Source organism: Brevibacterium sp. 'Marine' (genome assembly GCF_012844365.1).
Classification (GTDB): domain Bacteria; phylum Actinomycetota; class Actinomycetes; order Actinomycetales; family Brevibacteriaceae; genus Brevibacterium.
This window is the reverse complement of record NZ_CP051626.1, coordinates 2069150-2093771: the sequence shown is the minus strand read 5'-3', so window position 1 is coordinate 2093771 and position 24622 is coordinate 2069150. Positions and strand designations below refer to the sequence as shown.

Here is a 24622-nt window from a genome sequence, read left to right as displayed (position 1 = left end):
CGATCACGGAAGAACAATCCTGAGAAGAAGATGCCCGTCGTCGGGCACCTGGTCGAGTTGCGCAACCGCGTCATCATCTCCGCCATCGCCATCGCTCTGGGTGCGGTGGCAGGCTGGTTCCTCTACGACCCCGTCCTCGATATCCTCCAAGAGCCGATCCGCACGATCCGCGACAACGGCGGACGGATGGCCGAGATCAACTTCGCCGGAGTCGCTTCCCCCTTCGATCTGAAGATCAAGCTCTCGTTCTTCATCGGACTCTTCCTCTCCTGCCCGATCTGGCTCTACGAGGTCTGGGCTTTCATCGTGCCGGGGCTGAAGCGGAAGGAGAAGCTGTACTCTCTGGGATTCCTCGGGGCAGCGATCCCGCTGTTCCTGGCCGGGTCGACGATGGCGTTCTTCGCTCTGCCCAATGCGGTGAAGGCCCTGACCTCGTTCACTCCCGAGGGCGGCACGAACATCATCCCGGCACAGGACTACCTGAGCTTCGTGATGATCATCATCGTGGTCTTCGGTCTCGCCTTCGTCCTGCCGGTGCTCATGGTGGGACTGAACATGCTCGGAATCCTGTCGGCGGAGCGGATCCAGAAGTCATGGCGGATCATCGTCATGCTCGTGTTCCTGTTCGCCGCGATCGCCACCCCGACTCCGGACGCCATGTCCATGTTCTTCCTCGTCATCCCCATGATGACCCTGTTCTGCCTGGCCTGGGTGATCTGTGTGTTCAATGATCGCCGACGAAAGAAGCGCCTCATCGCGCAGGGCCTGTGGGTCGACGAGGACGAACTGACCGACGAAGAGAAGAATGACTGACCCCACACCGCTTTCGACCGATACTCCTGCGGAGGAGTCACCGAGCCCCTCCGCCGCCTATGCCGACTTCAAGGCGCGCGCGGATTTCGCCCGCACCCCCTTGGGACGGTTCATGGAGCGCACGGAGTTCGCCCTCGACGACTTCCAGGTCGAAGCCTGCAGCCACCTGCAGCAAGGGGAGGACGTGCTGGTCACGGCGCCGACCGGCGCAGGCAAGACGCTCATCGCGGAGTTCGCCGTGGAGCTGGCCCGGGGCGAGGGCAAACGGGTCTTCTACACGACACCGATCAAGGCGCTGAGCAATCAGAAGTTCAACGACCTCGCAGAGGTCCATGGGGCTGAGAACGTCGGGTTGCTCACCGGTGACACGTCGATCCGCCGGGATGCGCCGATCATCGTCATGACCACCGAAGTGCTGCGCAATATGCTCTACAACGACGTGGCGGGACTGTCGGATCTCGGATTCGTCGTCCTCGACGAAGTCCACTACCTCGCCGACCGGTTCCGCGGGCCGGTGTGGGAAGAGGTCATCATCCATCTTCCCGACCGTGTGCAGATGGTGTCGCTGTCGGCGACGGTGTCGAATGTCGAGGAGTTCGGTGCCTGGCTGCGTGAGGTCAGAGGACCGACGACGATCGTCTCCACGAGTCACCGGCCGGTGCCGCTGGTCAACCATGTCCTGGTCGGCCACCGGATGTACGACCTGTTCACGCACAGCGATTCCGACCGTATCGATCCGGCTCTCAACCACGCCACTCGCACGCACGGAGGACCACGGTCGAAACGTGCACGTGCCACCCGGGCACGATTCCGCCGCCCCAGCCGCACCCAGGTGGTGGCATCACTCGCCGAGGCGGCCATGCTGCCGGCGATCATGTTCATCTTCTCCCGCAACGGCTGCGATGAAGCCGTCGAACAGTATCTGAGCACGGGCACCGACCTCAACTCCCGGGAGGAGAAGACGATCGTCAATGCCGCTCTCGAAAAGCTGCGCGATGACCTCGCCGACGACGATCTCGGCATCCTCGGCTATCACACCTTCCGTGAGGGTCTGCTGCTCGGAGTGGCCGCGCACCATGCGGGGATGATCCCGCAGTTCAAACAGCTCGTCGAAGAGCTGTTCTCGCAGGGAATCATCAAGGTCGTCTTCGCCACGGAGACGCTGGCGCTGGGCATCAACATGCCTGCGCGCACCGTCGTGCTCGAGAAGCTCGTGAAGTTCAACGGCGAAGCACATGTGATGATCACTCCGGGGGAGTACACCCAGCTGACCGGGCGAGCAGGTCGCCGCGGAATCGACCGCATCGGCCATTCCGTCGTGGTGTGGCACCCGACCATCGAGGTCAGCGAGCTGGCGGCCCTGGCCTCGAACCGTTCCTACGCGCTGAACTCGGCGTTCGGACCGACGTACAACATGACTGCGAATCTGCTGTCGCGGATGAGCTCTGAGGAAGCGGCCAAGGTGCTCGAGACCTCGTTCGCCCAGTTCCAGGCCGATAAGGCCGTGGTCGGCCTGGCGCGGAAGGTACGCAAGAACGAAGCCACGATCGAGGCGTATGAGAAGTCCATGCACTGCGATCGCGGTGACTTCTCCGAGTACGCCGGGCTGCGTCGGGCGATCTCGGACACGCAGAAGCAGGAGACCAGGACGAAATCGCGGAACAGGCAGCGCGATATCGTCGAGTCCCTCACCGCGCTCAAGATCGGCGATGTGGTGACGATGCCGGCCAAGCGGGTCGGTGGTCGCGCGGTCATCATCGCTCCGATGAGCAACAAGGACGGTGTGTCCCGACTTCCCACCGTCCTCACCGAGCAGGGCAAGGTGTGGCACCTGCGCCCGCACGAGGTGACCGAACCCGTCGCCTCGTGCGGGCGAGTCCGGGTGCCGAAGAAATTCAACCATCGGCAGGCAGGCGACCGCAGACAGCTGCTGTCCATCCTCGAGGCCGCCATTCACGACGGCCGAGTGGATTCCGAAGCCCACTGGGAATCGAGCCGACAGCATCAGGGCGAGAGCACCACAGTGGCCGAACTCCAGGCGCAGATGCGGGCACACCCCTGCCACGACTGCCCGGATCGGGAGCTCCACGCCCGCTGGGCCAACCGTGCCGACAAGCTCATCCGGGAGAACGAATCGCTCATCGCCCGCATCGAAGGACGCACCACCTCGATCGCTCTGGTCTTCGACCGGGTCCAGGACGTGCTGCGGGGCCTCGGGTTCGACCCCGAGCATTCGACGATGCTGCGTCGGATCTACGGCGAACGGGATCTCCTGGTGGCGCTGACGATCCGCGCCGGGCTGTGGGACCGACTCAATGAGCCGGAGCTCGCAGCGTTCGCATCGATCTTCGTCTTCCAATCGCGCAGAGACACCCTGACCGCGCATCGGGCGCCGAGCGCCGACCTCAAGACCGTCTGCGATGAGTCCGAGACGATCTGGCGTCGACTCTTCCACCTGGAAGAGCAGCATGCACTGAATACGACTGACGAACCGGATCGCGGGCTGATCAGACCGATGTACCGGTGGACCGAAGGCAAAACCCTGTCGGAGTCACTGCGGGGCAGCGATATCGCCGCCGGAGACTTCGTCAGATGGGCCAAGCAGAGTCTCGATCTGCTCGGTCAGGTCGCTGAGGTCATCGACCCGCAGACCGCAGTGCGTGTGCGTCGTACGATCGAAGCGATCCGGCGCGGAGTCGTCGCCGACTCCTGAGCGTCACCGCGTCTGCGCTCTCCGCCGGGGGAGCGCAGACGCAGCGTCATCGTCTCAGCGACGGACCTTCTTGACGATGTTCTCGATATCGGAGCCGAAGGCGTTCTCCGTCGTCAGATAGGTCCACGTCGACGACGGACGCTTCAGCCCATGCGATTCGAGGTCGATTCCCTCCTCGGTGATCGTCGCCTCCTTGATCGTCGCCGTCGAATCGTCGATGACATCGGACCAGAACGATGAGAAGACGCGGATCGATTCGGTGTTGAACGCTTCGTGCGGCTTCTCCCTGGCGAATGTGCGCAGGTGGATGCCCTCACGCAGGTCGTTGAGGAAGGCGAGGTGATCGACCCACCGTGCGTCGAGGTGGAAGAGCATGACAACGCGGAGCACCGAGTCCAGCAGCTCCTCCGAGTGCTCCTGCGCGATCTCATCGGCACGGTCGCCGAGTTCTTTGCGCAGCTGTTCGACGGGTTCGTCGTCCTTGCGGATCTCGGCTCGGCGGTCGAGGACGAGCTCACGCTGTTTGGCCATGAGCTCATTGAAGCGCCAGGTGTCGCGATGCAGTGCGGTGTTCTGGCCTTCGGCGATGCGCTGAGCGTGTTCGACGAGGCCGAGTGCGCGCTTGGATTCGATGAGCCCGGTCTCATCACCCTCGGAGACGAAGCGTTGGATCTCGGGAACCCTGGTGACCAGTTCGTCTTCGAGGCTGGTGAAGAACACAGACGTGCCGGGATCGCCCTGACGACCCGCGCGACCGCGCAGCTGGTCATCGAGTCGGGATGACGGATAGCGACCGGCACCGATGACGAGGAGGCCTCCGGCATCGGCGACGTCGTCATCGGCCAGTCGGATGTCCGTACCGCGACCGGCCATCTGCGTCGACACCGTCACGGCGCCCGGCGCTCCGGCCTTCGCGATGATCTCGGCTTCTCGGGAATCGTCCTTCGCGTTGAGAACGGCGACATCGATTCCGCGTTCGGTCAGCCGTTCGGCCAGGGACTCGCTCTCGGCTACCGATGAGGTGCCGATGAGCACAGGACGTCTGCGGGCGTGATTGTCGACGACTTCCTCGACGATCGCGCGTTCCTTCGACTCCTGATAGGTGAACAGGCGATCGGGTTCGTCGATGCGGATCACTGGCAGATGAGTGTCGATGGGCACGATCTCGAGCCCATAGAATTCGCGCAGATCGTCACCGACGGCCAGGGCGGTGCCGGTCATACCGCACACGGTCGCATAGCCGTGGATGAGCTCTTCGACCGTCATCTGGTCGAGGATCTCCCCGCTGTCGGTGGCGTCGAGGCTCTCCTTGGCTTCGACTGCGGCCTGGAGCCCGTCGGGCCAGCGCTGGAGTTCGGCGACGCGACCTCGGGAGGAGGAGATGAGTTTGACGCGTCCGTCGACGACGAGGTAATCGACATCGCGTTTGACCAGCGCCCGGGCATGAAGAGCGAGATTGACGGCGGCGAGCGTCTCGGAGTCCTCTCCGAAGAGTTCGACGTCGAGCTCGTCCTCGACCCTATCGACTCCGGCATCGGTGAGTGAGACGGCATGGCGGTCGGCACTGACCTCGAAGTCGGTGTCCGGGCTGAGTCGGGACACGAGCGCTGCGATCGCAGCATCGGTGTCCTGGACGCTGGCCGAACCGGCGAGGACCAGCGGCACACGTGCCTCGTCGATGAGCACGGAATCGGCCTCGTCGACGATGACGACATCACGTTCGGGCACCCGCTGATCGGCATCCTCGGTGAGGAACCGGTCGCGGAGAACATCGAAACCGACCTCGGTCACCGACGCATAGACGACTTCGGCACGGTAGGCCTCACGGCGTTCGTCGTCGGCCTGTGCGCCCGAGATCGCAGCGGACCTCACGCCGAGGAGGTCGAACAGCGGCTTCATCCAATTGCGGTCTCGAACGGCGAGGTAGTCATTGACGCTGACGACGTGCACGCGTCGTCCCTGCAGTGCGTAGCCGGCTGCCGCCAGAGCGCCGACGAGAGTCTTACCCTCACCGGTGGCCATCTGCACGATGCTGCCCTGCAGAAGCCCGACGAGCCCTCGCAGCTGAGTGTCATAAGCACGTTCGTCGAGGACCCGCTCACCGGCTTCGCGTGCCAGAGCACAATAGCGGATGAGGGTCTGCTGCTGGCTGCCCGATGCGAAGACCTCACCGGCGGCCTCTGTGAGCTCGGCATCGCTGAGTTCGGAGAATTCGCGCCCGGCCGCGTCCAGATCGTCGACGGCGCGCTCGAACCAACCTGTCGTCTTCTCCGCATGAGAGCCGGGTCGGTTGAGCAGGCGAGAAAAGAATCCCATTGTCGTCCTTCGTCGTTGGTGCGTCGGTGTCGAGTCTAGCGTTCAGGACATCGGCCACGAACCGTCGACGACGGCCTCGGCGTTGCCCTTCTTCCGCAGCCAGGCCTGCAGTCCTGCCGCCTGTGAGCGCTTCCAATCGGCCTGTGCGGCCATGATCTCGTCGTTGCTCAGCGCGGAGATTTCCGTGGACTTTTCGGCCAATGCTCGGGAAATGTCCAGAGCGGCCAGGGCGTCGGCGGCGGCATCGTGGGCGTCGAGGAGTTCGATGCGGTAGGTCTTCGCCGTCTCGATGAGCGTCCGTTTTCCCCTGCGATAAGGGTCGATCTGCTTGTCGACGACGAATGTGTCGACGATCGTCGGAATGATCGAGGCGAAATCGATGTCCGGTCGATGGCGGGCGACTTCCGCTGCCATCACACTGAGGTCGTAGACGACGTTGTGCCCGACGACGACGGCGCCTTCTTCTCGGAGCGCGGCGAATTCTGCACACAGTTCGCTGACGACCTGGACGGCGGGCGCACCATTTGCCCGAGCGAATTCGGTGGTGATGCCGTGGACGGCACGCGCCGATTCCGGGATCTCGATACCCGGATCCGCCAGCCATGTGCGCACCTGAGCAGGCGTGTCGACGAAGGCGGCGGTGACGATGCGGGCGGTGGCCGGTTCGACTCCGGTGGTCTCGAGGTCGAAGCCGACGAGCCGTGACTGCACCCACGAAGCGGTCCCGGCCGACCGTGGCGCCGACTCGGCGGACTCGGTCGACCTCCTGGGCTGCGCGATCGTGTCGGTCTGTGCGGCCGCCTGAGAGGCGGCCTCATGCGAGGCTGCGACAGCGTCGGCTCCTGACACGGATTCGAGCGCACTGGTGAGGTTGTCGACGGAACGGCGGATGTTCTGCCCGTCGGCGGCGTCCTCGACTGCGGCGCGGTCAAGGCCGTTCGGGACGCTGTCGAGGTCGATGCCGTGGTCGACGTCGGTCAGGCAGCGCATGACCTCGAGCGTCTTGTGCAGGGTCTCTTCGACCTCAATGATCGTTGCGGCCCGCTTCGGGCTGAGGCCACCGGTCTTCACGCCGGCTTTGGCGGCTTTGATGATCGATTCGAGGGAACCGAAGTTCTCCAGCAGGGTCGCCGCAGTCTTCTCCCCGATCCCGGGGGCCCCGGGCAGCCCGTCGGACGGGTCGCCGCGCAGAGCTGCCAGCTCACGGTAGCGGGTGCCGTCGGGCACTCCGTAGGCGTTCGGCAGATCCGCCTGGGTCAGAGCCTCCCACTCGCCGCCCTTGCGGGGGCGCAGAACACTGACGTCGGTGGACGAGTCGAGCAGCGCCAGCAGGTCCCGATCGGGGGAGACGATGATCACGGGGGTCGTCGATTGGGCGGCCATCGTGGCGATGACGTCATCGGCTTCGGTTCCGGCCACCTCGGCGATGGGGATTCCGGCAGCGGTGAGGACACGGTTCATGATCGGCAGCTGCACTGCCAGCTCGGGAGGGATCTCCGTACCGGCTTCCTCATCTTTGACGCGTGCCGCCTTGTATTCGGGCATGATCGCAGTGCGGAAGTCCGGACGCCAATCGGCGTCCATCGTCGCGATGACACGATCGGTGTCGAAGCGGCGCACCATCTGGGCAACGGTGTCGAGCACCCCGCGCACGGCGTTGACCGGATGACCGTCGGCATTGACGATCGAATCCGGCACCGAATAGAAGGCGCGATAGTACAGAGCTGGCGTATCGAGCAGAACCAAGGGCTTCACAATCGATGACGATACCTGACCCTCCTGACACAGGTGTAGCCGCCACTGCCGACGGTGTAGCCTGTCGGCTGTGACTATGTACTTTGGTGGAGATGTTTACAGCAGTGTCGACCCTTTTGCGACGGCACTGGGGCATGCGGACGGAAAGGTCTCGTTCATCGGTTCGGATGAAGCGGCCAAGGCCCTGGACCCGGAGGCGATCGACCTCGGTGAGGACTTCCTCACACCCGGTTTCGTCCACGCCGGTCTGATCGTCGACGAATCAGTCCCGACGGCGGCCGACCTGTACGCGCAGGGGTTCACCCATGTGCACGCGATCGGCAGCGCCGAGCAGATTGCGCAGTTCGCTGCCGACGCCCCGGACGGACTGTCGATCGTCGACTACCCGCAGCTGGGCTCCGGTTCCGTCGAAGCCGGACGTGCTTCGATCGCCGCAGCGGATCTCCTCGCGCTCGAGGAGCTGCCGGCGCTGAGCCTGTTCATCCTCGTCGATTCGAATGAACTGCTCACCGGCGTGCTCGAGGTCCTCCGTGCCGATGCCGCCCATGCCCAGCGTCACGGTTACCGTCTGCGATTGGACTTCGCCGTTCCGGACGAGCAGGTGCAGTCCCTCGGCCGCAGCGGTATCGCCATCACGCTCGACCCCGCACAGCCGCAGCCGCTGGCACAGCTGCTGGCGGCCGGGGCGCAGGTGTCCTTCAGTCATTCCGAGACCTCACCCTGGGCAGGAGTGCGGGATGCCGTCGTCGGCGACGGAGGCATCGGTGCGCGCGCGGCGTTCAACGCGGCGACCCGCTTCGCTCATCGCGCGGCCGGACACCCGGAAGGGGGAGTCCTCGCGCCCGGAGCCGATGCCGATATCGTGCGGTGGAAGGTCGAACGTCTCGTCGTTCAGGTCGCCGACCCGCGCGTCGCCGCCTGGAGCACCGATCCACGGTCCGGGACTCCAGGACTTCCCGAGCTGTCTCCGGACGTGGCTCTGCCCACCCGGGTCGAACTCTGAACCGGAGCTGCAGATGCGGGAGGGCCCGCTGACTTCAGCCGGGTCGGGCCTGTCCAGCCGACACGCCGATAGCGCGAAATTTTCTTTCCTCTGTCTGAGCCTGTGACCTGCGGTTTCAGTTATCAGCCCAGGTCACGGCGATTTTGCGAAGTCTCGATGGGCCACTAGATTCGACGTGAGCATTCCGCTTGATGCGGGATGGAGTCGGCACTCCCGTCAATAGATAACTCGCTGCCGCGGCAGCGTGGTCCGAAGGCGGGGGTGTCGACTCATTGTCTGGGGCGACTACCGCGTATCGTGGAGTGCGTGCTTTCCAAGATTCTTGTCGTCATCCCCACATTCAACGAACGTCTCGCCCTCCCCGTGACTCTGGCCGGACTGTTCGAACAGCAGCCCGATGTCGACGTCCTCATCGTCGATGACAGCTCCCCGGACGGAACGGGGGAGTGGGCCGACGAGCAGGCTGCGGCAGATCGCCGGATCAACGTCCTCCACCGCACCGAGAAGTCCGGACTCGGCAAGGCCTATATCGCCGGATTCGAATGGGCGCTGGAACGCGACTACGAGATCATCTGCGAGTTCGACGCCGACGGCTCTCACCGCTCCCTCGACCTGGGGCAGCTGCTCGACGCCGCCGCGGAGGGGCGAGGAGACCTCATCATCGGATCCCGTTGGGTTCCGGGCGGAGAGATCGTCGACTGGCCCAAATCCCGGTTCTTCCTCTCCCGCGGCGCGAACGTCTATGTCAACGCGGTCATGGGATTGGGAGTCAAGGACGCAACGGCGGGATTCCGTGCCTACAACCGGGCTGTGCTCGAGGCGCTCGATCTCTCCGACGTCCAGTCGCAGGGATACTGCTTCCAGATCGACATGACTTATCGCACCGTCGAGGCCGGGTTCCGGGTCGCCGAGGTGCCCATCGTCTTCGTCGAACGCGAGCTCGGCGAATCGAAGATGAGCGGCTCGATCATCACCGAAGCGTTCACGAAGGTCGCCGGCTGGGGTCTGACCCGCCGTCGCAATCAGCTCCGTCGCCTCCTCACCCGTTCCACCTCCTCAATTGCTACCTGACGGCGGCCCAGCAACCTGGCGCGAGGTTGCTGGGCCGCCGTCAGGTAGCAATAAGGGGTGCGGGTCTGTTGACCTGCACCCCTTATGGGTTCCTGTTGCGGCTGGTTCAGCTCTGGGCCGGAACCTCACCGCGACGGATCGCGAGGCGCTCATCGAGGAGCACCTGGAGTTCGTCGAAGGACCGGCGTTCCAGGAGCATGTCCCAATGGGAGCGCACGTGCTTCACGGGCTCACCATCGGGCTCGTTGACTCCGACGCGGACGCCGATGCCGTGGATACCGGAATCCCAGGCCGAGGGAACCTCGGCTTCGATCGAGAACGGCACCTTGAAGCGGGTCCCGTCTTCGCATTCGAATTCGACCATCTGGCGGGGTGCCGGCTCGACGCCCTCTTCGGTTTCGAGGCTGCGCGAGCCCAACTGTGTTCCGCGGAGACTGCGTTCGCTCATATCTAAGACCTTCCGACTCGACTGCACACCTTGGACGCAATGTAACAGTCTACCGTGCCCGGATATTCCTCGCCGACAGCCCCGGAGCGGCATGCACGAATCGACGAGGAGGAAGGGCCAGTCACCCGCGCCGATGCCCCAGGATCTGGAGACCGAGCTCGATATCATCGGTGACGATTCCGTCGACTCCGAGGTCGAGCAGCGACTGCATCGCCGGCGCATCATTGATCGTCCAGACATGAACGAGCAGGCCCGAGCGGTGAGCTCGGGAGACGAAGTCGGCCGTGACCACTGGAATCGTCTTGAACGACGCCGGCACCTGCAGTGCGTCGACTCCCGGAGGCAGGGCAGCGGCCCCGTGATCAGGGAAGCCCGGCAGTCGACCGAGGGCGAACAGGGCTGTCTCCGTCGTGCCTGTCGACGTGCGCACTCCGGGCAGGGCGGTGCGCAGCCGTCGCAGGGTTCCCGAGTCGAAGGAGGCGAGGCGGATCCTGTCGACGGCATGGAAATTATGCGCGAACCGGATCATGGGGCCGATGCTGTGAGCGGCCTTGACATCGATATTCCACTGCACCTCGGGCAGCGCCTCCACCAGCGCTTCGAGACGGGGGAGTCGACCCCCGGCGAGGAGTTCGACCTCGTCGAGCTCGGATGCCGGCAGTTCGCGAATGGTGTGGGACAATCCGGCGATGCGGTTGAGGTCGGCATCATGAGCTGCGAAGAGGATGCCGTCTGCGGAGGCGTGGACGTCGGTCTCCATCCACTGCACCCCAGCAGCGGCGGCTGCGGCGAATGCCTCGAGGGTGTTCTCGCTCATTCCGGGCCACAGCCCGCCTCGGTGAGCGATGATCTCTGGGTCTGCGGTGACCTCCCGCTGGGAATTCATGATCCAATCCTAATCAGGGTGTTGATTTCACCGAGGCACTGCTCAAGGATGGAGTCATGAGCTCACACCGCGAACCCCTCGAACCCGACGATGTCATCGACGCGACCGCGAAGACTCCGACCGAACGCGCACGCCGGGTTGCCGGACGCGCATACAGTGCAGCGAGCTCCGGTGTGCGGAATGTGCGTGAGGCGACATCGACCTCTCGCCTCATCGAAGCCGGCGAGAACGGTGTCAACCGGGCTTTGGGAAGCATTTCGCATGCGATCGATGAGGCTGTGCGCAGCGGCAAGGTCGAACGGGCCTTCGACCGGGCGCAGGAGACCGTGACGACCGGAGCCGACGGCGTCCGGAAACTGGTGACGCGCAAGCCCCGCCGGCCCTGATCGGATCCGTCCGCGAACCGGTTCGCAGGATCTGCGACTCGGCAGTCGACCGACGTTGCCCGTGAGCAGAGTCTCAGCAATGTGGCACACCCAAACGGTGCGCCACATTGCTTTTGTAACAGTTCCTTAACTAGAATCTGTGAAGATAACGATCAGATAACTTGGAGCCAATCCTCGAGCGCACTGGTGCGAGAGGTCTTCCCATTGCATCTCCGAGTTGCCGAGACACTCTGCGATGACGACGAGGAACACCACTGTGGGCAGACACTCAGCACCGAGCACCAAGAAGACCGGCTCGATCTTCTCCGCGCTGACGGCGAAGAAGAAGACCGGACGCCACGCACCGACCGACCGCCCGAACACCGCTGGGGGAGTGCTGGCAGCAGTCCGCACCCGTCCGGTGCTCTCTGCCTTCATCGTGCCGACTGCCGCGACGGCGGCCGTCGTCGCCTCGAGCCTCGCAATGGTTCCCAACGACTCTTCCACGGGCGGCCAGGTCGTGGCCGAAGCGCCCGCTGAAGCCCCGGCCGTCGCTGTCTCCGAACCGACGCAGGTCGCGGATGAATTCCTCGCCAAGGCGAAGAAGCAGGCCAAGGAGAAGCCCGCAGAAGTCACGATCGACACCCATATCGAGACGCCCAGCCCTGAGCCGTCGAAGACCGCAGACACTAAGGATGAGGCCTCGACCGGCGGCGGAGAATCCTCCGGCAACAAGGGATCGTCGGGAGGGTCCGCTGATGAGAACGACGGACCGTCGAACTCCGGCAAGTCGGCAGGCGAATCCGGCAGTTGCCCGATGTCCTACTACGGCGGCGGTGACGGATTCGACGGTAAGCAGACCGCCAACGGTGAGATCTTCGATACCAATAAGCTCACCGCGGCTCACAAGACCCTGCCGTTCGGCTCGAAGGTGAAGATCACGAACACCGCCAATGGCAAGTCCGTGACCGTGCGCGTCAATGACCGCGGTCCCTACCACGGCAACCGCTGCTTCGATCTGTCGAAGGCCGCCATGGAAGCCGTCGGCGGCGTCGGCGCCGGGCAGATCAACGGCAAGTACGAGGTCCAGTGACGCCCATCCGAAGCTGCTGACCGTTCACCTCACTCATTGAGCTCCGCCGCGGCCCGTGCCCGATCGTGCAGGCCGCGGCGGAGCTCTATCGGCGAGAGGACTTCGACCCCGGGCACGGTGACGAGCTGACTGACGGCCACCTCGTCGGATTCCATGGGAAGGTCGATCTCGATGATGCCGCGATCCGTCCGGCCCGAGTCGATGGCCTCCTCGGTGAGTCGGCCCGGAATCGCGTGCAGAAGATCGTCGATCTGCGCGACAGGCAACCGCAATCTCACGTGAATCCGGCGGATCGAGGCGTCGAATTCGCTCTGTGCGTTCCTCCAGTATTCGGCAAGGTCGAAAGACGGTGGGGGAGTGATGCCGAGGAATCGCACCTCGGCGGAGACGATCCGGGAGACTCGGTAGGTTCGGGGACTGCCACCAGGCGGCTGAGCCGCGAGATACCATCGACCCGCTTTGACGACGAGCCCCAAAGGCAGAAGCGTTCGCAATCGCCGACCCTTTCGCCCGCGATACGTGATCTGCAGGCCACGCTGGGAGCGTAAGGCAGCGGCGACGGTGTCGAGCTGCTCCGGACTCTCCTGTGCCATGAACCAGTCGGGTCCGTCGACGAGGATGAGTCGCGAGAACGCCGACGCGGATTCGGTGAGCACCTTTGCGCGTGCCGTCGCCAACTCGGATGAGAAGCCGAGATCGGCCGCGGCGGGGGAGCCGATGAGCAGCGAGTCCAGCTCGTCGCGAGTGAGACCCGCCACAGGCGAGACCCAATCGCCGAGGAGGCTTACCCCGCCGCCGGGGCCCGCCTCGGTGATGATGGGAACGCCCATCCGCGAGAGCTCACCGAGGTCGCGGTAGATCGTCCGCTCGGTGACCTCGAGACGTTTGGCGAGTTCCGATGCTGTGATCGGCCGAGAACGCGCACCGAGGATGACGATCTCCGAGACGAGGCGAGCAGCTTTCATAATTGCGAGAATAGTGAAGGACACTGACACGAGATGTCAGTGGAAGGCGCTGAGACTGGACTCATGAATGAACCGACACCGGAACCAGCCCACATCCCAGATCCGTCCGACTTCGCACCGTTCTCCCGACGGGTTCTGAGCGGCAAGGTCGCCCTCGTCGCCGGGGCCACCCGAGGAGCAGGCCGCGCCATCGCTCGCGATCTCGCTCGTGCCGGGGCCTATGTCCACTGCACCGGCCGCTTGACCAGCGAGCGGCCCTCCGACTACGGCCGAAGCGAGACGATCGAAGGCACCGCATCTCTCATCGCCGGCGACGGCGGCCTGGCCGAGGCTCACGTCTGCGACCACCTGCAGCCCGCTCAGATCTCACACGTGCTCGACCGGATCGAAGCCGGCCACGGTCGTCTCGACATCCTCGTCAACGACATCGGGGGAGAAGCCTACGTCGACTGGGGCACACCGTTCTGGGAGACCGAGCTCGATACCGAGATGCGCCTGTTCCGGGCGGGTCTGCTCACTCACCTGCACACCGCACACACCGCCCTGCCCCTGCTCACACGGAACCCGGGCGGACTCCATATCGAGATCACCGACGGCACCGCGACGTACAACGCGAACCATTATCGGCAGAGCATCTTCCTCGATCTCACGAAAACGGCTGTTAGCCGACTGGCTTTCGGACTCGGCCACGAACTCGAAAAGGCGGCAGCGACCGCGGTCGCCGTCACTCCTGGTTGGCTGCGATCGGAGATGATGCTCGATCACTTCGGTACCACAGAGGACAACTGGATGCGTGATGCGTTCGACGAAACCCGCACCGGACCCCCACGCGATTTTGCGATCTCGGAGACTCCTCATCTGCTCGGGCGCTCCGTCGTCGCACTGGCCGCCGATCCCGACAGGCACAGGTTCAACTCGACGACGCAGGACACCCACGGATTGGCCGTTCACTACGGATTCAATGACCTCGACGGATCACGACCCGATTCGTGGCGCTTCATCACCGCCCTCGAGAACGATCCGGCGGCGGATCCTCGCGAGTTCCGCTGACCGCCCGGGCGAGTGCGGAATCCGCACTCGCCCGATCCGCCTTGGCACGGGCGCGGGACCTCGTTAGTCTGAAGCCACCCCAACCGCTTCAGGAGGAGTCCGCCATGTCCGCAGAAACCTGTGACGTCGTCATCATCGGAGCAGGCCCATCGGGTCTGAGCGCGGCCCGTCGCCTGCGGAAGTCCGGACACAGCGTCATCGTCCTCGAAGCTCGTGATCGTGTGGGCGGACGCACCTGGACCGAACACATCGACGGGCAGATGTTCGAACTCGGCGGACAGTGGATCTCTCCGGACCAGACCGCGCTGCTGGCCCTCGTCGACGAACTCGGCAAAGAGACCTACCCTCGCTACCGCGACGGCGACAGCGTCTACATCGCACCCGACGGAACCCGCACCGTGTACTCGGGCGAGATGTTCCCCGTGGGGGAGTCGACCCGGGCCGAGATGGAACGCCTCATCGGCCTCCTCGACGAACTCGCTGCCCGGATCGGACCGACGGCCCCCTGGGATGCCGAAGACGCTGCCGAACTCGACACGATCTCCTTTCACCACTGGCTGCGTGAGCAGTCCGAGGACGAACTCGCCTGCGAGAACATCGGGCTGTTCGTCGCCGGTGGCATGCTGACCAAGCCCGCCACCACCTTCTCAACGCTCCAGGCCATCCTCATGGCTGCCTCGGCGGGATCATTCACGAACCTCGTCGACGATCATTTCATCCTCGATCGTCGCGTCGTCGGCGGGATGCAGTCGGTTTCGGTGCAGATGGCTGAAGAACTCGGTGATGACATCGTCCGTCTGCAGCAGCCGGTGCGTCGGATCGAATGGTCGGAGACCGAAGTCCACGTCTCGACCGACGAACTGAGTGTCAGCGCCCGGTCCGCGATCGTCGCCGTCCCGCCGAACCTCTACTCACGCATCAGCTATGACCCGCCTCTGCCGCGGCTCCAGCAGATCTTCCACCAACACCAGTCGATGGGACTCGTCATCAAGGTCCACGCCACCTACGACACTCCGTTCTGGCGTGAGGACGGTCTGTGCGGAACCGGATTCGGCGCCTCCCGTCTCGTCCAAGAGGTCTACGACAACACGAACCACGGCGAAGAGCAGGGCACCCTCGTCGGGTTCATCTCCGATGTCAACGCCGACGCCATGTGGGCCCTCGACGAGGAGACCCGCCGGGCGACGATCCTCGAGGCGCTGGCCGAATTCCTCGGCCCGAAGGCTCTCGACCCCCGCGTGTTCTACCTCTCCGACTTCGGCGCGGAGGAATGGACTCGCGGTGCCTATGCGACCAGCTACGACCTGGGCGGTCTGCACCGGTGGGGGCCGTTCCAGAACGACCCGGTCGGACCGATCCACTTCGCCAGCTCCGATATCGCCGCCGAAGGCTACCAGCACGTCGACGGAGCAGTGCGCATCGGCACCGCCACCGCCGAGAGGATCCTCGGCGAGATCTCCTGAGATGAGCAGCACACAGCCGTCACCGTCGACGAACACGAGCGGACTGAGCGCCAAGGGACTCTCCGCCGGCAAGATCGGAGCCATCGGGGGAGCCGTCATCGGCATCTCCTGCATCGCCCCGGCCTATACGCTGACCTCAGGATTGGGCCCGACGATCTCCGAAGTCGGGGTGCACACCCCAGCCGTGCTGCTCATCGGCTTCGTGCCGATGCTCCTGGTCGTCTTCGGCTACCGGGAACTGAACACGGCGATGCCCGACTCGGGAACCACCTTCACCTGGGCGACCAGAGCATTCGGGCCCTGGCTCGGATGGATGGGCGGCTGGGGACTCGTCGCCGCCACCGTCCTCGTGCTGTCCAATCTCGCGGCCGTGGCCGTCGACTTCCTCTTCCTCCTCCTGTCGCAGGTGTTCTCCGATCCGTCCATCGCCGAACTCACCCGGGTTCTGTGGATCAACATCCCCGTCACGATCATCCTCACCGCCGCCGCGGCCTGGGTATCGTATCGGGGAGTCGAAGCCACGGAGAAGCTGCAGGTGTGGCTGGTCGCCTTCCAGGTGCTGGCGCTGGGATGGTTCGTCATCGCCGCGATCGTGCAAGTGGCGAACGGCACCGCCTTCGACCCGACCCCGGTCTCATTCGACTGGTTCAACCCGCTGTCGGCCGGCGACTTCTCCACCGTCGCGGCTGCCGTGTCACTGTCGATCTTCCTTTTCTGGGGCTGGGACACGGTGATCACGATGAACGAGGAGGCGAAGGATCCGGAGAAGACCCCGGGCCGGGCCGCCATGCTCACGATCATCGCGATCGTCATCATCTACATCGCCTGCACGATCGCGGTCATCTCGTTCGCCGGCATCGGCACCGAGGGGCTCGGGGCAGGCAATCCGGACAACCAGGAATCGATCTTCGCCTCACTCGCCGGCCCTGTCATGGGTCCCTTCGCGGTTCTCGTATCCATCGCGGTGCTCTCCTCCTCTCTGTCGTCGCTGCAGGCGACGATGGTCTCGCCCTCCCGGACGATCCTGGCGATGGGCCACTACGGAGCACTGCCGGAGAAGTACGGTCGCGTCTCCCCACGGTACAAATCGCCGTCCGTGGCCACCGTCACCTCGGCGGGAGCAGCGATCATCTTCTACGTCGTCATGCGTCTGCTGTCCGAGAACGCCCTGTGGGACACGATCACCGCTCTGGGCCTTATGGTCTGCTTCTACTACGGCATCACGGGTCTGGCCTGCATCTGGTACTTCCGCCGCAGTCTGTTCGCCTCGACCCGCACGTTGTTCTTCCGGTTGCTGTTCCCGCTCATCGGCGGCGTGACCCTGCTGGTCATCTTCGTCACCACCGCGATCGACTCCCTCGATCCCGACTACGGATCGGGCTCCTCAATCTTCGGCATCGGACTCGTCTTCGTCCTCGGCATCGGAGTACTGGCCCTGGGCGTGGTCATCATGATCATCCAATCCATCCGCCACCCCGACTTCTTCCGCGGACGCACCCTGAAACAGGGAGTCGACGAGGGGTGAATGAGCAACTGGTGGCTCTGCGCCGAGTTCGGGACCGCATCGACCGCGAATTCGACCAGCCCTTGAGCGTAGAGGCCCTGGCCACAGGCGTGCACATGTCCGCCGGGCACCTCAGCCGTCAGTTCAGAGCGGCCTTCGGCGAATCGCCCTATTCGTATCTCATGACGCGCAGGATCGAACGCGCCATGGCCCTCATCCGCCGCGGCGATCTCACAATCACCGAGATCTGCTTCACCGTCGGATTCTCCTCCCTGGGCACCTTCAGCACCCGCTTCAGCGAACTCGTCGGACTCTCACCGACCCGCTACCGCGACGAAGTCGCCGCAGGCGAACACCGGCTGCCGACGATCGTAGTGAAGAATGCCCTGCGACCGGTCAGGAATCGAGAAGTCCCACCTGACTGAGCAGTCTACGATTGCTCACATGGACATCTCGATCAACGCCAGCTTCCTGCCGCACACCGATGCGGACGAATCATTGACCTTCTACCGTGACATCCTCGGCTTCGAACTGCGCCTCGACGTCGGTGCCGGACGCATGCGCTGGCTGACGGTGGGACCGGTCGGCCAACCCGACACATCGATCGTGCTCACCCCGCCCGTGACCGACCCGACGATCAGCGACACCGAACGGGAGACCATCGAGGCACTCATCGCCAAGGGCAGCTATGCCGCGATCGTGCTCGCGAGCCCGAACGTCGATGAGGCCTTCGCCGAGGTGGAGGCCAAGGGCGCCGATATCGTGCAGGAGCCGATGGACCAGCCCTACGGTCTGCGCGACTGCGCCCTGCGGGATCCCGCCGGAAACATGATCCGCATCCAGCAGAGAGGCTGAGACCTGTGCACACCGCAGACAGCCATGACCTCATCCGCGTCAGCGGAGCCCGGGAGAACAATCTCAAGAACTTAAGCGTCGAGATCCCCAAACGTCGCCTGACGGTCTTCACCGGAGTCTCCGGTTCCGGCAAGAGTTCGCTGGTCTTCCACACCATCGCCGCCGAGTCCCAGCGGATGATCAACGAGACCTATTCTGCGTTCGTCCAAGGCTTCATGCCGGCGATGGCCCGACCCGAAGTCGATGTCCTCGAGGGGCTGACGACGGCCATCCTCGTCGATCAGGAGCGGATCGGAGCGAACCCGCGATCCACCGTGGGTACGGTCTCGGACATCAATGCGAAGCTGCGCACCCTCTTCGCTCGTCTGGCAGAACCGAACCTCGGGTCGACCAACGCCTACTCCTTCAACGTGGCCACCCTGAGCGGGAAAGGCGCGGTGAGTATCGACAAGGGCGAGGGCAAGCAGGTCGAGCGCAGGTCCTTCTCCGTCAACGGCGGAATGTGCCCGCTCTGTGAGGGCATGGGTACAGCCACGGACATCTCCATCGCCGAGGTGGTCGATGAGTCGAAATCCTTGAACGACGGAGCCATCACGGTCCCCGGGTACAAACCCGGCGGTTGGTCCGTGCGCATGTTCTCCGAATCCGGCTACTTCGACCCGGACAAACCGATCGCCGACTTCGATGAGAAAGAGCGACACTACCTTCTCTACGCCGAAGGCGAGAAGGTCAGGATCAATGGCACGAACATCACCTTCGACGGGCTGATCCCGCGGATCCAGCGGTCGTTCCTGTCCAAGGATCGAGACTCGATGCAGAAGCACATCCGGGAATTCGTCGACCGAGCCGTCGTCTTCACCACCTGTCCCGACTGCGAGGGCACTCGTCTCAATGCGGCCGCGCGGTCCTCCCTGATCGCCGGTCGGTCCATCGCCGATGTCTGCGCCCTGCAGATCTCGGACATCACGGAATGGCTCGACCAGGTCACCCCGGGGGCCGCCTCGGTGCTGCTCGAGTCCCTGCGTGCGGATGTGCGCGCCTTCAACGACATCGGCCTCGGATATCTGTCGCTGGACCGATCGGCGGGATCGCTGTCCGGGGGAGAGGCGCAGCGGATCAAACTGGTCCGCCACCTGGGTTCGTCGCTCACGGACGTCACCTATGTCTTCGACGAACCGACGATCGGCCTGCATCCGCACGACATCCGCGCGATGAATGACCTGCTGCTGGCGCTGCGGGACAAGGGCAATACGGTCCTCGTCGTCGAACACAAGTCCGAGACGATCCTCATCGCCGACCACATCGTCGACCTCGGTCCCGGCGCGGGCAGCAACGGGGGAGAGGTCACCTTCACCGGCACCGTCGACGGTCTCCGGGAATCGGACACTCTCACCGGTCGCCACCTCGGATACACCGCCGCACTCAAGGACACGGTGCGGGAGTCGGCAGGGGCACTGGAGATCCGCGGTGCCGGATCGCACAATCTGCGCGATGTCGACGTCGATGTGCCCCTCGGCGTGCTCACCGTCGTCACCGGAGTCGCCGGTTCGGGCAAGAGCAGCCTCATCGAAGGGTCCCTGCGGGGACGCGAGGGCGTCGTGATGATCGATCAGGCGCCGATCAAGGGATCCCGGCGCAGCAACCCGGCCACGTATACGGGGATGCTCGAGCCCATTCGGAAGGCGTTCGCGAAGGCCAATGGGGTCAAACCCGCCCTGTTCAGCGCGAATTCCGAAGGCGCCTGCCCGGTCTGCAACGGCGCCGGGATCATCTATTCGGATATGGCGCTTATGGGCGGCGTGTCGGCACCCTGCGACGAATGCGAGGGCAAGGGGTTCCAAGCCGAGGTGCTCGATTTCACCTTGGGCGGACTGAATATCCGTGACGTCCTCGACCTGCCGGTGGATTCGGCGATTACGCACTTCAGTGCGGGGGAGTCGCGCATTCCCGCGGTCGTGAAGATTCTGAAGATCCTCGCCGAGGTGGGACTCGGCTATGTCAGTCTCGGCCAGCCGCTGACGACGCTGTCCGGGGGAGAGCGCCAGAGACTGAAACTGGCGGTGCACTTATCGGCGAAGGCCGCCGATGCGGCGCAGGTGATCATCCTCGATGAGCCGACGACCGGACTGCACCTGGCCGATGTCGAGAACCTGTTGCGTCTGCTCGACGGACTTGTCGACTCGGGTCGGACCGTCGTCGTCATCGAACACCATCAGGCCGTGATGGCTCATGCCGATCACATCATCGACCTGGGACCCGGTGCCGGACATGACGGAGGTTCCATCGTGTTCGAAGGCAGCCCGGCCGAACTGGTCGCAGGAGTCAAGACGAACGGTTCGCTGACCGCCGAGCACCTGGCCGCATATGTGAATGCCTGACCGGGGGAGCCGCTTGTTATCACGCTTCGCTCAGAGAGCGCGGAGGCGATTCGGATGCTGAATTCACGGTCTCGGGTTCAAATGCGGCAGTTGATTCGTTACGGTGTATAACGGCTCGGTAACGACCGGGTTACAGAACCGAAATGCAGTCGTACTTTGGAGAAGACACAGTGAACCTCTACAGCACAAGCCTCCGCAAGGCCGCCCTGCTCGTCGGCGCCGGCGCTGTCGCAGCCGCCGGACTGACCGGAATGAGCGCGGCGCAGCCGGCACAGGCATCTGAGAAGGGCGTCTGGGACAAGGTCGCCGAATGCGAATCCGGCGGAGACTGGCACATCAACACCGGAAACGGATACTACGGCGGACTGCAGTTCTCCAAGCAGACCTGGAACGCCTTCGGCGGTTCGGGCACCGCGGACGAGCACAGCAAGGAATGGCAGATCCACATCGCTCAGAAGGTGCTCAAGGAGCAGGGTCCGGGCGCGTGGCCAGTGTGCGGCGAGAAAGCCGGACTGACGAAGTCCAACGGTGCAGCCGATGACGGCGGCGGGTCCGGAGATGACGGCAAGAAGGACGATGGCGGCTCGGACGACAGCGGCAAGGTCGGCCTCGGCGGCAACGTCACCGTCGGCAGCTGATACCGCACGATGATCTGACGATCACTGAGCACGAACACGTGGGCTGTGATCGTGAAATGGCCGCGAGCGATACGTGCGTCGCTCGCGGCCATTTCCGTACACCTATTTCTGTGCACTGCCGCGTCTCTCGTGAGCAACGCCGATAATATACATTATGTTAAGCACAGATATGGAGCAACTCCCCGGGGTGTCTGAATACAGTTGAATTCGACGGTTCGCGTTGGGATCCGTCAGTCCGACATAAGGAGACGGAATGGCGACGAGGCAGCCGGCGATGCGAACGACAGGTGAACCCGTCGATGAGGTGCTCGACCATGCAGGCGGCCCCAGGCGCGCCGAGGCCGATCGCCTGTGCGAGATCCTCGCAGAGATCTCCGGCGAAGTACCCGTGGTGTGAGCTTCGCGCAATATCGGGTTCGGTGAGGTCGAGTATCGCTATGAGTCCGGACATGGCGGCACAATGCCGGTGCTCGCCTACTCCCCTGCTGCACGCCAACACACGATCTATCTCACCGGCGACTATGAAGAGCGCGGGCCGAATGGGGCGAATGCTAGTCTGTACTGAACAGTAACTCAGCTCACAGCAGAGGTGCACCCATGAACGCAGACACCGCAGCCGCGCAGAACACCGACCCGGCACCCACCTTCAAGCTCTGGAAGAAGATGCAGGAGATGCCGCTGGGCGGTCGCGTGGGCTCCTGGCTGTTCTCTCAGGCCATCTCCTTCAAGGCACCCTATTTCCGCACCGTGCGACCGCAGATCAGAGAGCTCCGCCCGGGCCTGTGCCGCGTCACTGCACCGAACCGTCGCGGAATGCACAACCACATCGGCACCTATCATGCGATCGCATCGTGCAATATGGCCGAGGTCGCCGCCGGTGTCATGACCGAAACGACCGTGCCGCTCACACACCGCTGGATCCCTGCGGGAATGACCGTGGAGTACAACGCCAAGGCCAGCAAGGGAGAGATTACGGCCGTCACCCGCCTTGAGGCGATCCCTGAATTCGGCGACGAGAAGTTCGACATGGTCGTCCCCGTCGACGTCATCGACGCTGAGGGCACCGCATTCGTCACGGCACGCATCACCATGTACATCTCACCGAAGAAGCGCTGAGCCATCCCGCCTCCATCCGGTGACGGGTTTGAACCGGTCACCGACCCGACAGCAGCACCCGCTGAGCGGCCGAGGCGCCCTTGTCGAGCGGGCGCGGCGGCCTGTATCCGCCCTCGGCGCCGAGGGCGATGATGAGATCGCCGAGTTCCTCGACGATGAACGCGGCGAGGCTCTCGTCGACCGGCCAATCGTGACCGGTGCCGCGTGAGAGATCTGCGGCATGTTGGGCTAGCTCGAGGATGCGCATCTGCACCAGCTGCGCGCCGGGAATGTTCCCGATCCGATGTGCGACCGGCACCTGCAGATCGCACTCCTCAGCGAGCGTTCTGAATGCTGTCTCGTGAGCCCAGAATGATTCGAGCCTGTCGTTGCCGAGGTGATCGACTCCCCTGGTGGCTTCGACCTTCGCAGTGCTCGCCTGCCCCAGCAGCAGCGTATAGAGGACTCCATCGCCGATCAGGTGATTGATGAGCTCGGCATTCGTCCACTCTCCGGCACCGCTCGTCCGATTCAGATCGGAAGCACGGACTCGCCGCAGCGTCTCGGACAATGAGATCTTCCGGCCAAACGGTGGCCCTGCCCGTTCGGTCAGTATATGTTGTCCCTGCGTCCCGCGTGATGGTATACCAATGTGACCTGCCACTCGGGCCCCTGCTGCTCGACAATGAAGTGAGGAGCTGACCATGACAGTGGCCAGCGGTTCGGCCGACTACATCGGCCTCGCAAATGCACCGATTCTCTGGATACTCGCGTTGGCGGTGATGGCTGTCGTCGTCGTCCAATCGCTCATCTACATGACCGCCGTGAAGAAGAACGCCGAGTCGGCGGGAATGAGCCAACAGGAGGTCAGGTCGGCCTTCCGCGCCGGTGGTGTCGCCGCAATCGGACCGTCACTGTCGGTGGTCCTCGTCGCCATCGCCCTGCTGCCGCTCTTCGGCACTCCCCCGGTCATCGTCAGGGTCGGGCTCATCGGCTCCGCCGCCACCGAGGTGGCCTCTGCGTCGCTGGCTGCAGGCACCATGGGCGCCAACCTCGGTGATGAGACCTTCACCCGCGGGGTCTTCATCGTGGCTCTCATGGCGATGAGCCTCTCGGGAGCCGGCTGGATGATCTCCACTCTCATCCTCACCCCGATCTTCAAGCGCAGCTCCCACAAACTCGAGAAGGTCAATCCGGCACTCATGTCGATCATCCCGGGCGCGGCACTGCTCGCGGCCTTCGCGGCCCTGACCTTCCGTGAGCTGCCGAAATCGCCGGCGCACGTCATCGCCGTCATCGTCTCGGCAGTCGTGATGAGCATCTGCCTGCTGCTGGCCAAGACACTCAAACAGAACTGGCTGAAGGAATGGGGACTGGGATTCTCCCTGCTCATCGGCCTCGTCGCCGCGTATTTCGCCCACTATGCCGGGCTCGGACTGCCCGAAGCCTGAGGAGAGAATATGTCATCGATCATCACATCACCCTCGCACGCGGCGTTCGAGCGCACCACCAGCCGGTGGGGCTCGATCACGCTGTTCATCGGATTCCTCATCGCCACCTCGGTGCCGTTCTATCTGATCTTCGTCGCAGACGCGAACATCGACCTCGGTGAGATCCTCACGGGGTTCCTCGCCGTGTTCGCCGTCTACGGCGTCTTCTACATCGTCGAACCTCTCACCTACTTCCCGATCCTCGGACCCGCCGGAATGTACCAGGCCTTCATGATCGGCAACGTCTCGAACAAGCTGCTGCCCTCGGCCATCGTCGCTCAGGACGCGATCGGGGCGAAGCCCGGCACCCGCAAGGGCGAATATGCGGCGACGATGGCCATCTGCGGGGCGGCGATCATCCACGTCACCTCGATGGTCATCTTCGTCGGCATCCTCGGCACGTGGCTCGTCACCCTCATCCCCGAGTCGGCCACCCTCGTCGCGAAGCTCTACATCCTCCCGGCCATCCTCGGCGGTGTCACCGTCCAGCTCATCGCGTCCCTCAAGCAGCTCAAGTCGACGCTCATCGCCCTCGGTATGGCGGCTCTGGTCATCCTCGTCCTCGTCCGGCTGGTTCCCGTGCTCGCGCCCGGCGACGTCGCGATCGTCGTGTTCCTGACCATCCTCATCACCTGGTTCACCCGCAACAAATCGGTCACGGACAAGAGGTCGGGCGGCGACGGCACCGATACCGTCGGCATCAACTGACGACACCATGCCC

The 24622-nt window shown here is 64.1% G+C and carries 23 protein-coding genes; 17 read left to right on the top strand and 6 right to left on the bottom strand.

The features are described from left to right. The first annotated feature begins 30 nt into the window (after positions 1–30). Both tatC and HF684_RS09470 read left to right on the top strand, forming a co-directional pair. On the top strand, positions 31–813 hold the full coding sequence (gene tatC / locus HF684_RS09475) for a twin-arginine translocase subunit TatC (protein ID WP_169253854.1): 783 nt from the start codon (positions 31–33) through the stop codon (positions 811–813). After that, entirely contained in the window at positions 806–3526 is a 2721-nt protein-coding gene (locus HF684_RS09470; protein ID WP_169252265.1) for a DEAD/DEAH box helicase, read from the top strand. Before tatC ends, HF684_RS09470 begins: the two co-directional genes overlap by 8 nt. A 54-nt stretch (positions 3527–3580) precedes the next feature. Here HF684_RS09470 and secA2 read toward each other — a convergent pair whose 3' ends face one another. Together secA2 and HF684_RS09460 are read right to left on the bottom strand one after the other, a co-directional pair. Further along, positions 3581–5842, bottom strand: a complete 2262-nt coding sequence (gene secA2 / locus HF684_RS09465; RefSeq protein WP_169252264.1) for an accessory Sec system translocase SecA2 — start codon at positions 5840–5842, stop codon at positions 3581–3583. A gap of 42 nt (positions 5843–5884) precedes the next feature. After that, positions 5885–7597: a 5'-3' exonuclease H3TH domain-containing protein gene (locus HF684_RS09460; RefSeq protein WP_248278861.1), complete on the bottom strand. Its 1713-nt coding sequence runs from the start codon at positions 7595–7597 to the stop codon at positions 5885–5887. 76 nt (positions 7598–7673) lie between these two features. On the opposite strand from HF684_RS09460, the gene HF684_RS09455 reads away from it, so the two are divergent. Together HF684_RS09455 and HF684_RS09450 are read left to right on the top strand one after the other, a co-directional pair. Further along, a complete protein-coding gene (locus HF684_RS09455; RefSeq protein WP_169253852.1) occupies positions 7674–8600 on the top strand; it encodes a metal-dependent hydrolase in 927 nt (308 codons plus the stop codon). 306 nt (positions 8601–8906) lie between these two features. Further along, positions 8907–9671: a polyprenol monophosphomannose synthase gene (locus tag HF684_RS09450; RefSeq protein ID WP_248278860.1), complete on the top strand. Its 765-nt coding sequence runs from the start codon at positions 8907–8909 to the stop codon at positions 9669–9671. Positions 9672–9777: 106 nt separating this feature from the next. On the opposite strand, the gene HF684_RS09445 is transcribed toward HF684_RS09450, so the two are convergent. Together HF684_RS09445 and HF684_RS09440 are read right to left on the bottom strand one after the other, a co-directional pair. Next, positions 9778–10119, bottom strand: a complete 342-nt coding sequence (locus tag HF684_RS09445; protein WP_169252262.1) for an RNA polymerase-binding protein RbpA — start codon at positions 10117–10119, stop codon at positions 9778–9780. 121 nt (positions 10120–10240) lie between these two features. Further along, a complete protein-coding gene (locus tag HF684_RS09440; protein WP_169252261.1) occupies positions 10241–11005 on the bottom strand; it encodes a glycerophosphodiester phosphodiesterase family protein in 765 nt (254 codons plus the stop codon). 56 nt (positions 11006–11061) lie between these two features. Here HF684_RS09440 and HF684_RS09435 point away from each other — a divergent pair, with 56 nt between their 5' ends. Together HF684_RS09435 and HF684_RS09430 are read left to right on the top strand one after the other, a co-directional pair. Further along, the gene (locus tag HF684_RS09435) at positions 11062–11391 is read left to right on the top strand and encodes a hypothetical protein (protein WP_169252260.1); all 330 of its coding nucleotides are present in this window, start codon (positions 11062–11064) and stop codon (positions 11389–11391) included. 235 nt (positions 11392–11626) lie between these two features. Further along, complete coding sequence (locus HF684_RS09430; RefSeq protein WP_169252259.1) at positions 11627–12463, top strand: septal ring lytic transglycosylase RlpA family protein; 837 nt, start codon at positions 11627–11629, stop codon at positions 12461–12463. Between the two features lie 29 nt (positions 12464–12492). On the opposite strand, the gene HF684_RS09425 is transcribed toward HF684_RS09430, so the two are convergent. Then, positions 12493–13428, bottom strand: a complete 936-nt coding sequence (locus tag HF684_RS09425) for a WYL domain-containing protein (protein WP_169252258.1) — start codon at positions 13426–13428, stop codon at positions 12493–12495. A gap of 63 nt (positions 13429–13491) precedes the next feature. On the opposite strand from HF684_RS09425, the gene HF684_RS09420 reads away from it, so the two are divergent. From HF684_RS09420 to HF684_RS09380, 9 genes are all read left to right on the top strand, one after another. Beyond that, positions 13492–14478 (top strand): SDR family oxidoreductase, encoded by a 987-nt coding sequence (locus tag HF684_RS09420; protein ID WP_169252257.1) that lies wholly within the window; start codon positions 13492–13494, stop codon positions 14476–14478. Positions 14479–14582: 104 nt separating this feature from the next. Continuing rightward, positions 14583–15941 carry an NAD(P)/FAD-dependent oxidoreductase gene (locus HF684_RS09415; protein WP_169252256.1) on the top strand — a complete coding sequence of 453 codons (1359 nt, stop codon included), beginning with the start codon at positions 14583–14585 and terminating at the stop codon, positions 15939–15941. Between the two features lies 1 nt (position 15942). Next, positions 15943–17466: an APC family permease gene (locus HF684_RS09410; RefSeq protein ID WP_169252255.1), complete on the top strand. Its 1524-nt coding sequence runs from the start codon at positions 15943–15945 to the stop codon at positions 17464–17466. Beyond that, positions 17463–17870, top strand: a complete 408-nt coding sequence (locus HF684_RS09405) for a helix-turn-helix transcriptional regulator (RefSeq protein ID WP_169252254.1) — start codon at positions 17463–17465, stop codon at positions 17868–17870. Before HF684_RS09410 ends, HF684_RS09405 begins: the two co-directional genes overlap by 4 nt. 10 nt (positions 17871–17880) lie before the next feature. Beyond that, the gene (locus HF684_RS09400; RefSeq protein WP_211168123.1) at positions 17881–18300 is read left to right on the top strand and encodes a VOC family protein; all 420 of its coding nucleotides are present in this window, start codon (positions 17881–17883) and stop codon (positions 18298–18300) included. A 5-nt stretch (positions 18301–18305) separates the two neighbouring features. Continuing rightward, the gene (locus tag HF684_RS09395; protein ID WP_248279190.1) at positions 18306–20678 is read left to right on the top strand and encodes an excinuclease ABC subunit UvrA; all 2373 of its coding nucleotides are present in this window, start codon (positions 18306–18308) and stop codon (positions 20676–20678) included. A 170-nt stretch (positions 20679–20848) separates the two neighbouring features. Beyond that, the gene (locus tag HF684_RS09390) at positions 20849–21316 is read left to right on the top strand and encodes a transglycosylase family protein (RefSeq protein ID WP_282433931.1); all 468 of its coding nucleotides are present in this window, start codon (positions 20849–20851) and stop codon (positions 21314–21316) included. A gap of 253 nt (positions 21317–21569) precedes the next feature. Further along, a complete protein-coding gene (locus tag HF684_RS09385) occupies positions 21570–21713 on the top strand; it encodes a hypothetical protein (protein ID WP_169252251.1) in 144 nt (47 codons plus the stop codon). Between the two features lie 200 nt (positions 21714–21913). Next, complete coding sequence (locus tag HF684_RS09380; RefSeq protein ID WP_169252250.1) at positions 21914–22432, top strand: hotdog fold domain-containing protein; 519 nt, start codon at positions 21914–21916, stop codon at positions 22430–22432. Positions 22433–22469: 37 nt separating this feature from the next. On the opposite strand, the gene HF684_RS09375 is transcribed toward HF684_RS09380, so the two are convergent. Then, entirely contained in the window at positions 22470–22982 is a 513-nt protein-coding gene (locus HF684_RS09375) for a hypothetical protein (RefSeq protein ID WP_169252249.1), read from the bottom strand. A 133-nt stretch (positions 22983–23115) separates the two neighbouring features. Here HF684_RS09375 and HF684_RS09370 point away from each other — a divergent pair, with 133 nt between their 5' ends. Next, on the top strand, positions 23116–23862 hold the full coding sequence (locus HF684_RS09370; protein ID WP_025778344.1) for a DUF5058 family protein: 747 nt from the start codon (positions 23116–23118) through the stop codon (positions 23860–23862). A gap of 9 nt (positions 23863–23871) precedes the next feature. Beyond that, complete coding sequence (locus HF684_RS09365; RefSeq protein ID WP_169252248.1) at positions 23872–24609, top strand: hypothetical protein; 738 nt, start codon at positions 23872–23874, stop codon at positions 24607–24609. Positions 24610–24622 lie beyond the last annotated feature (13 nt).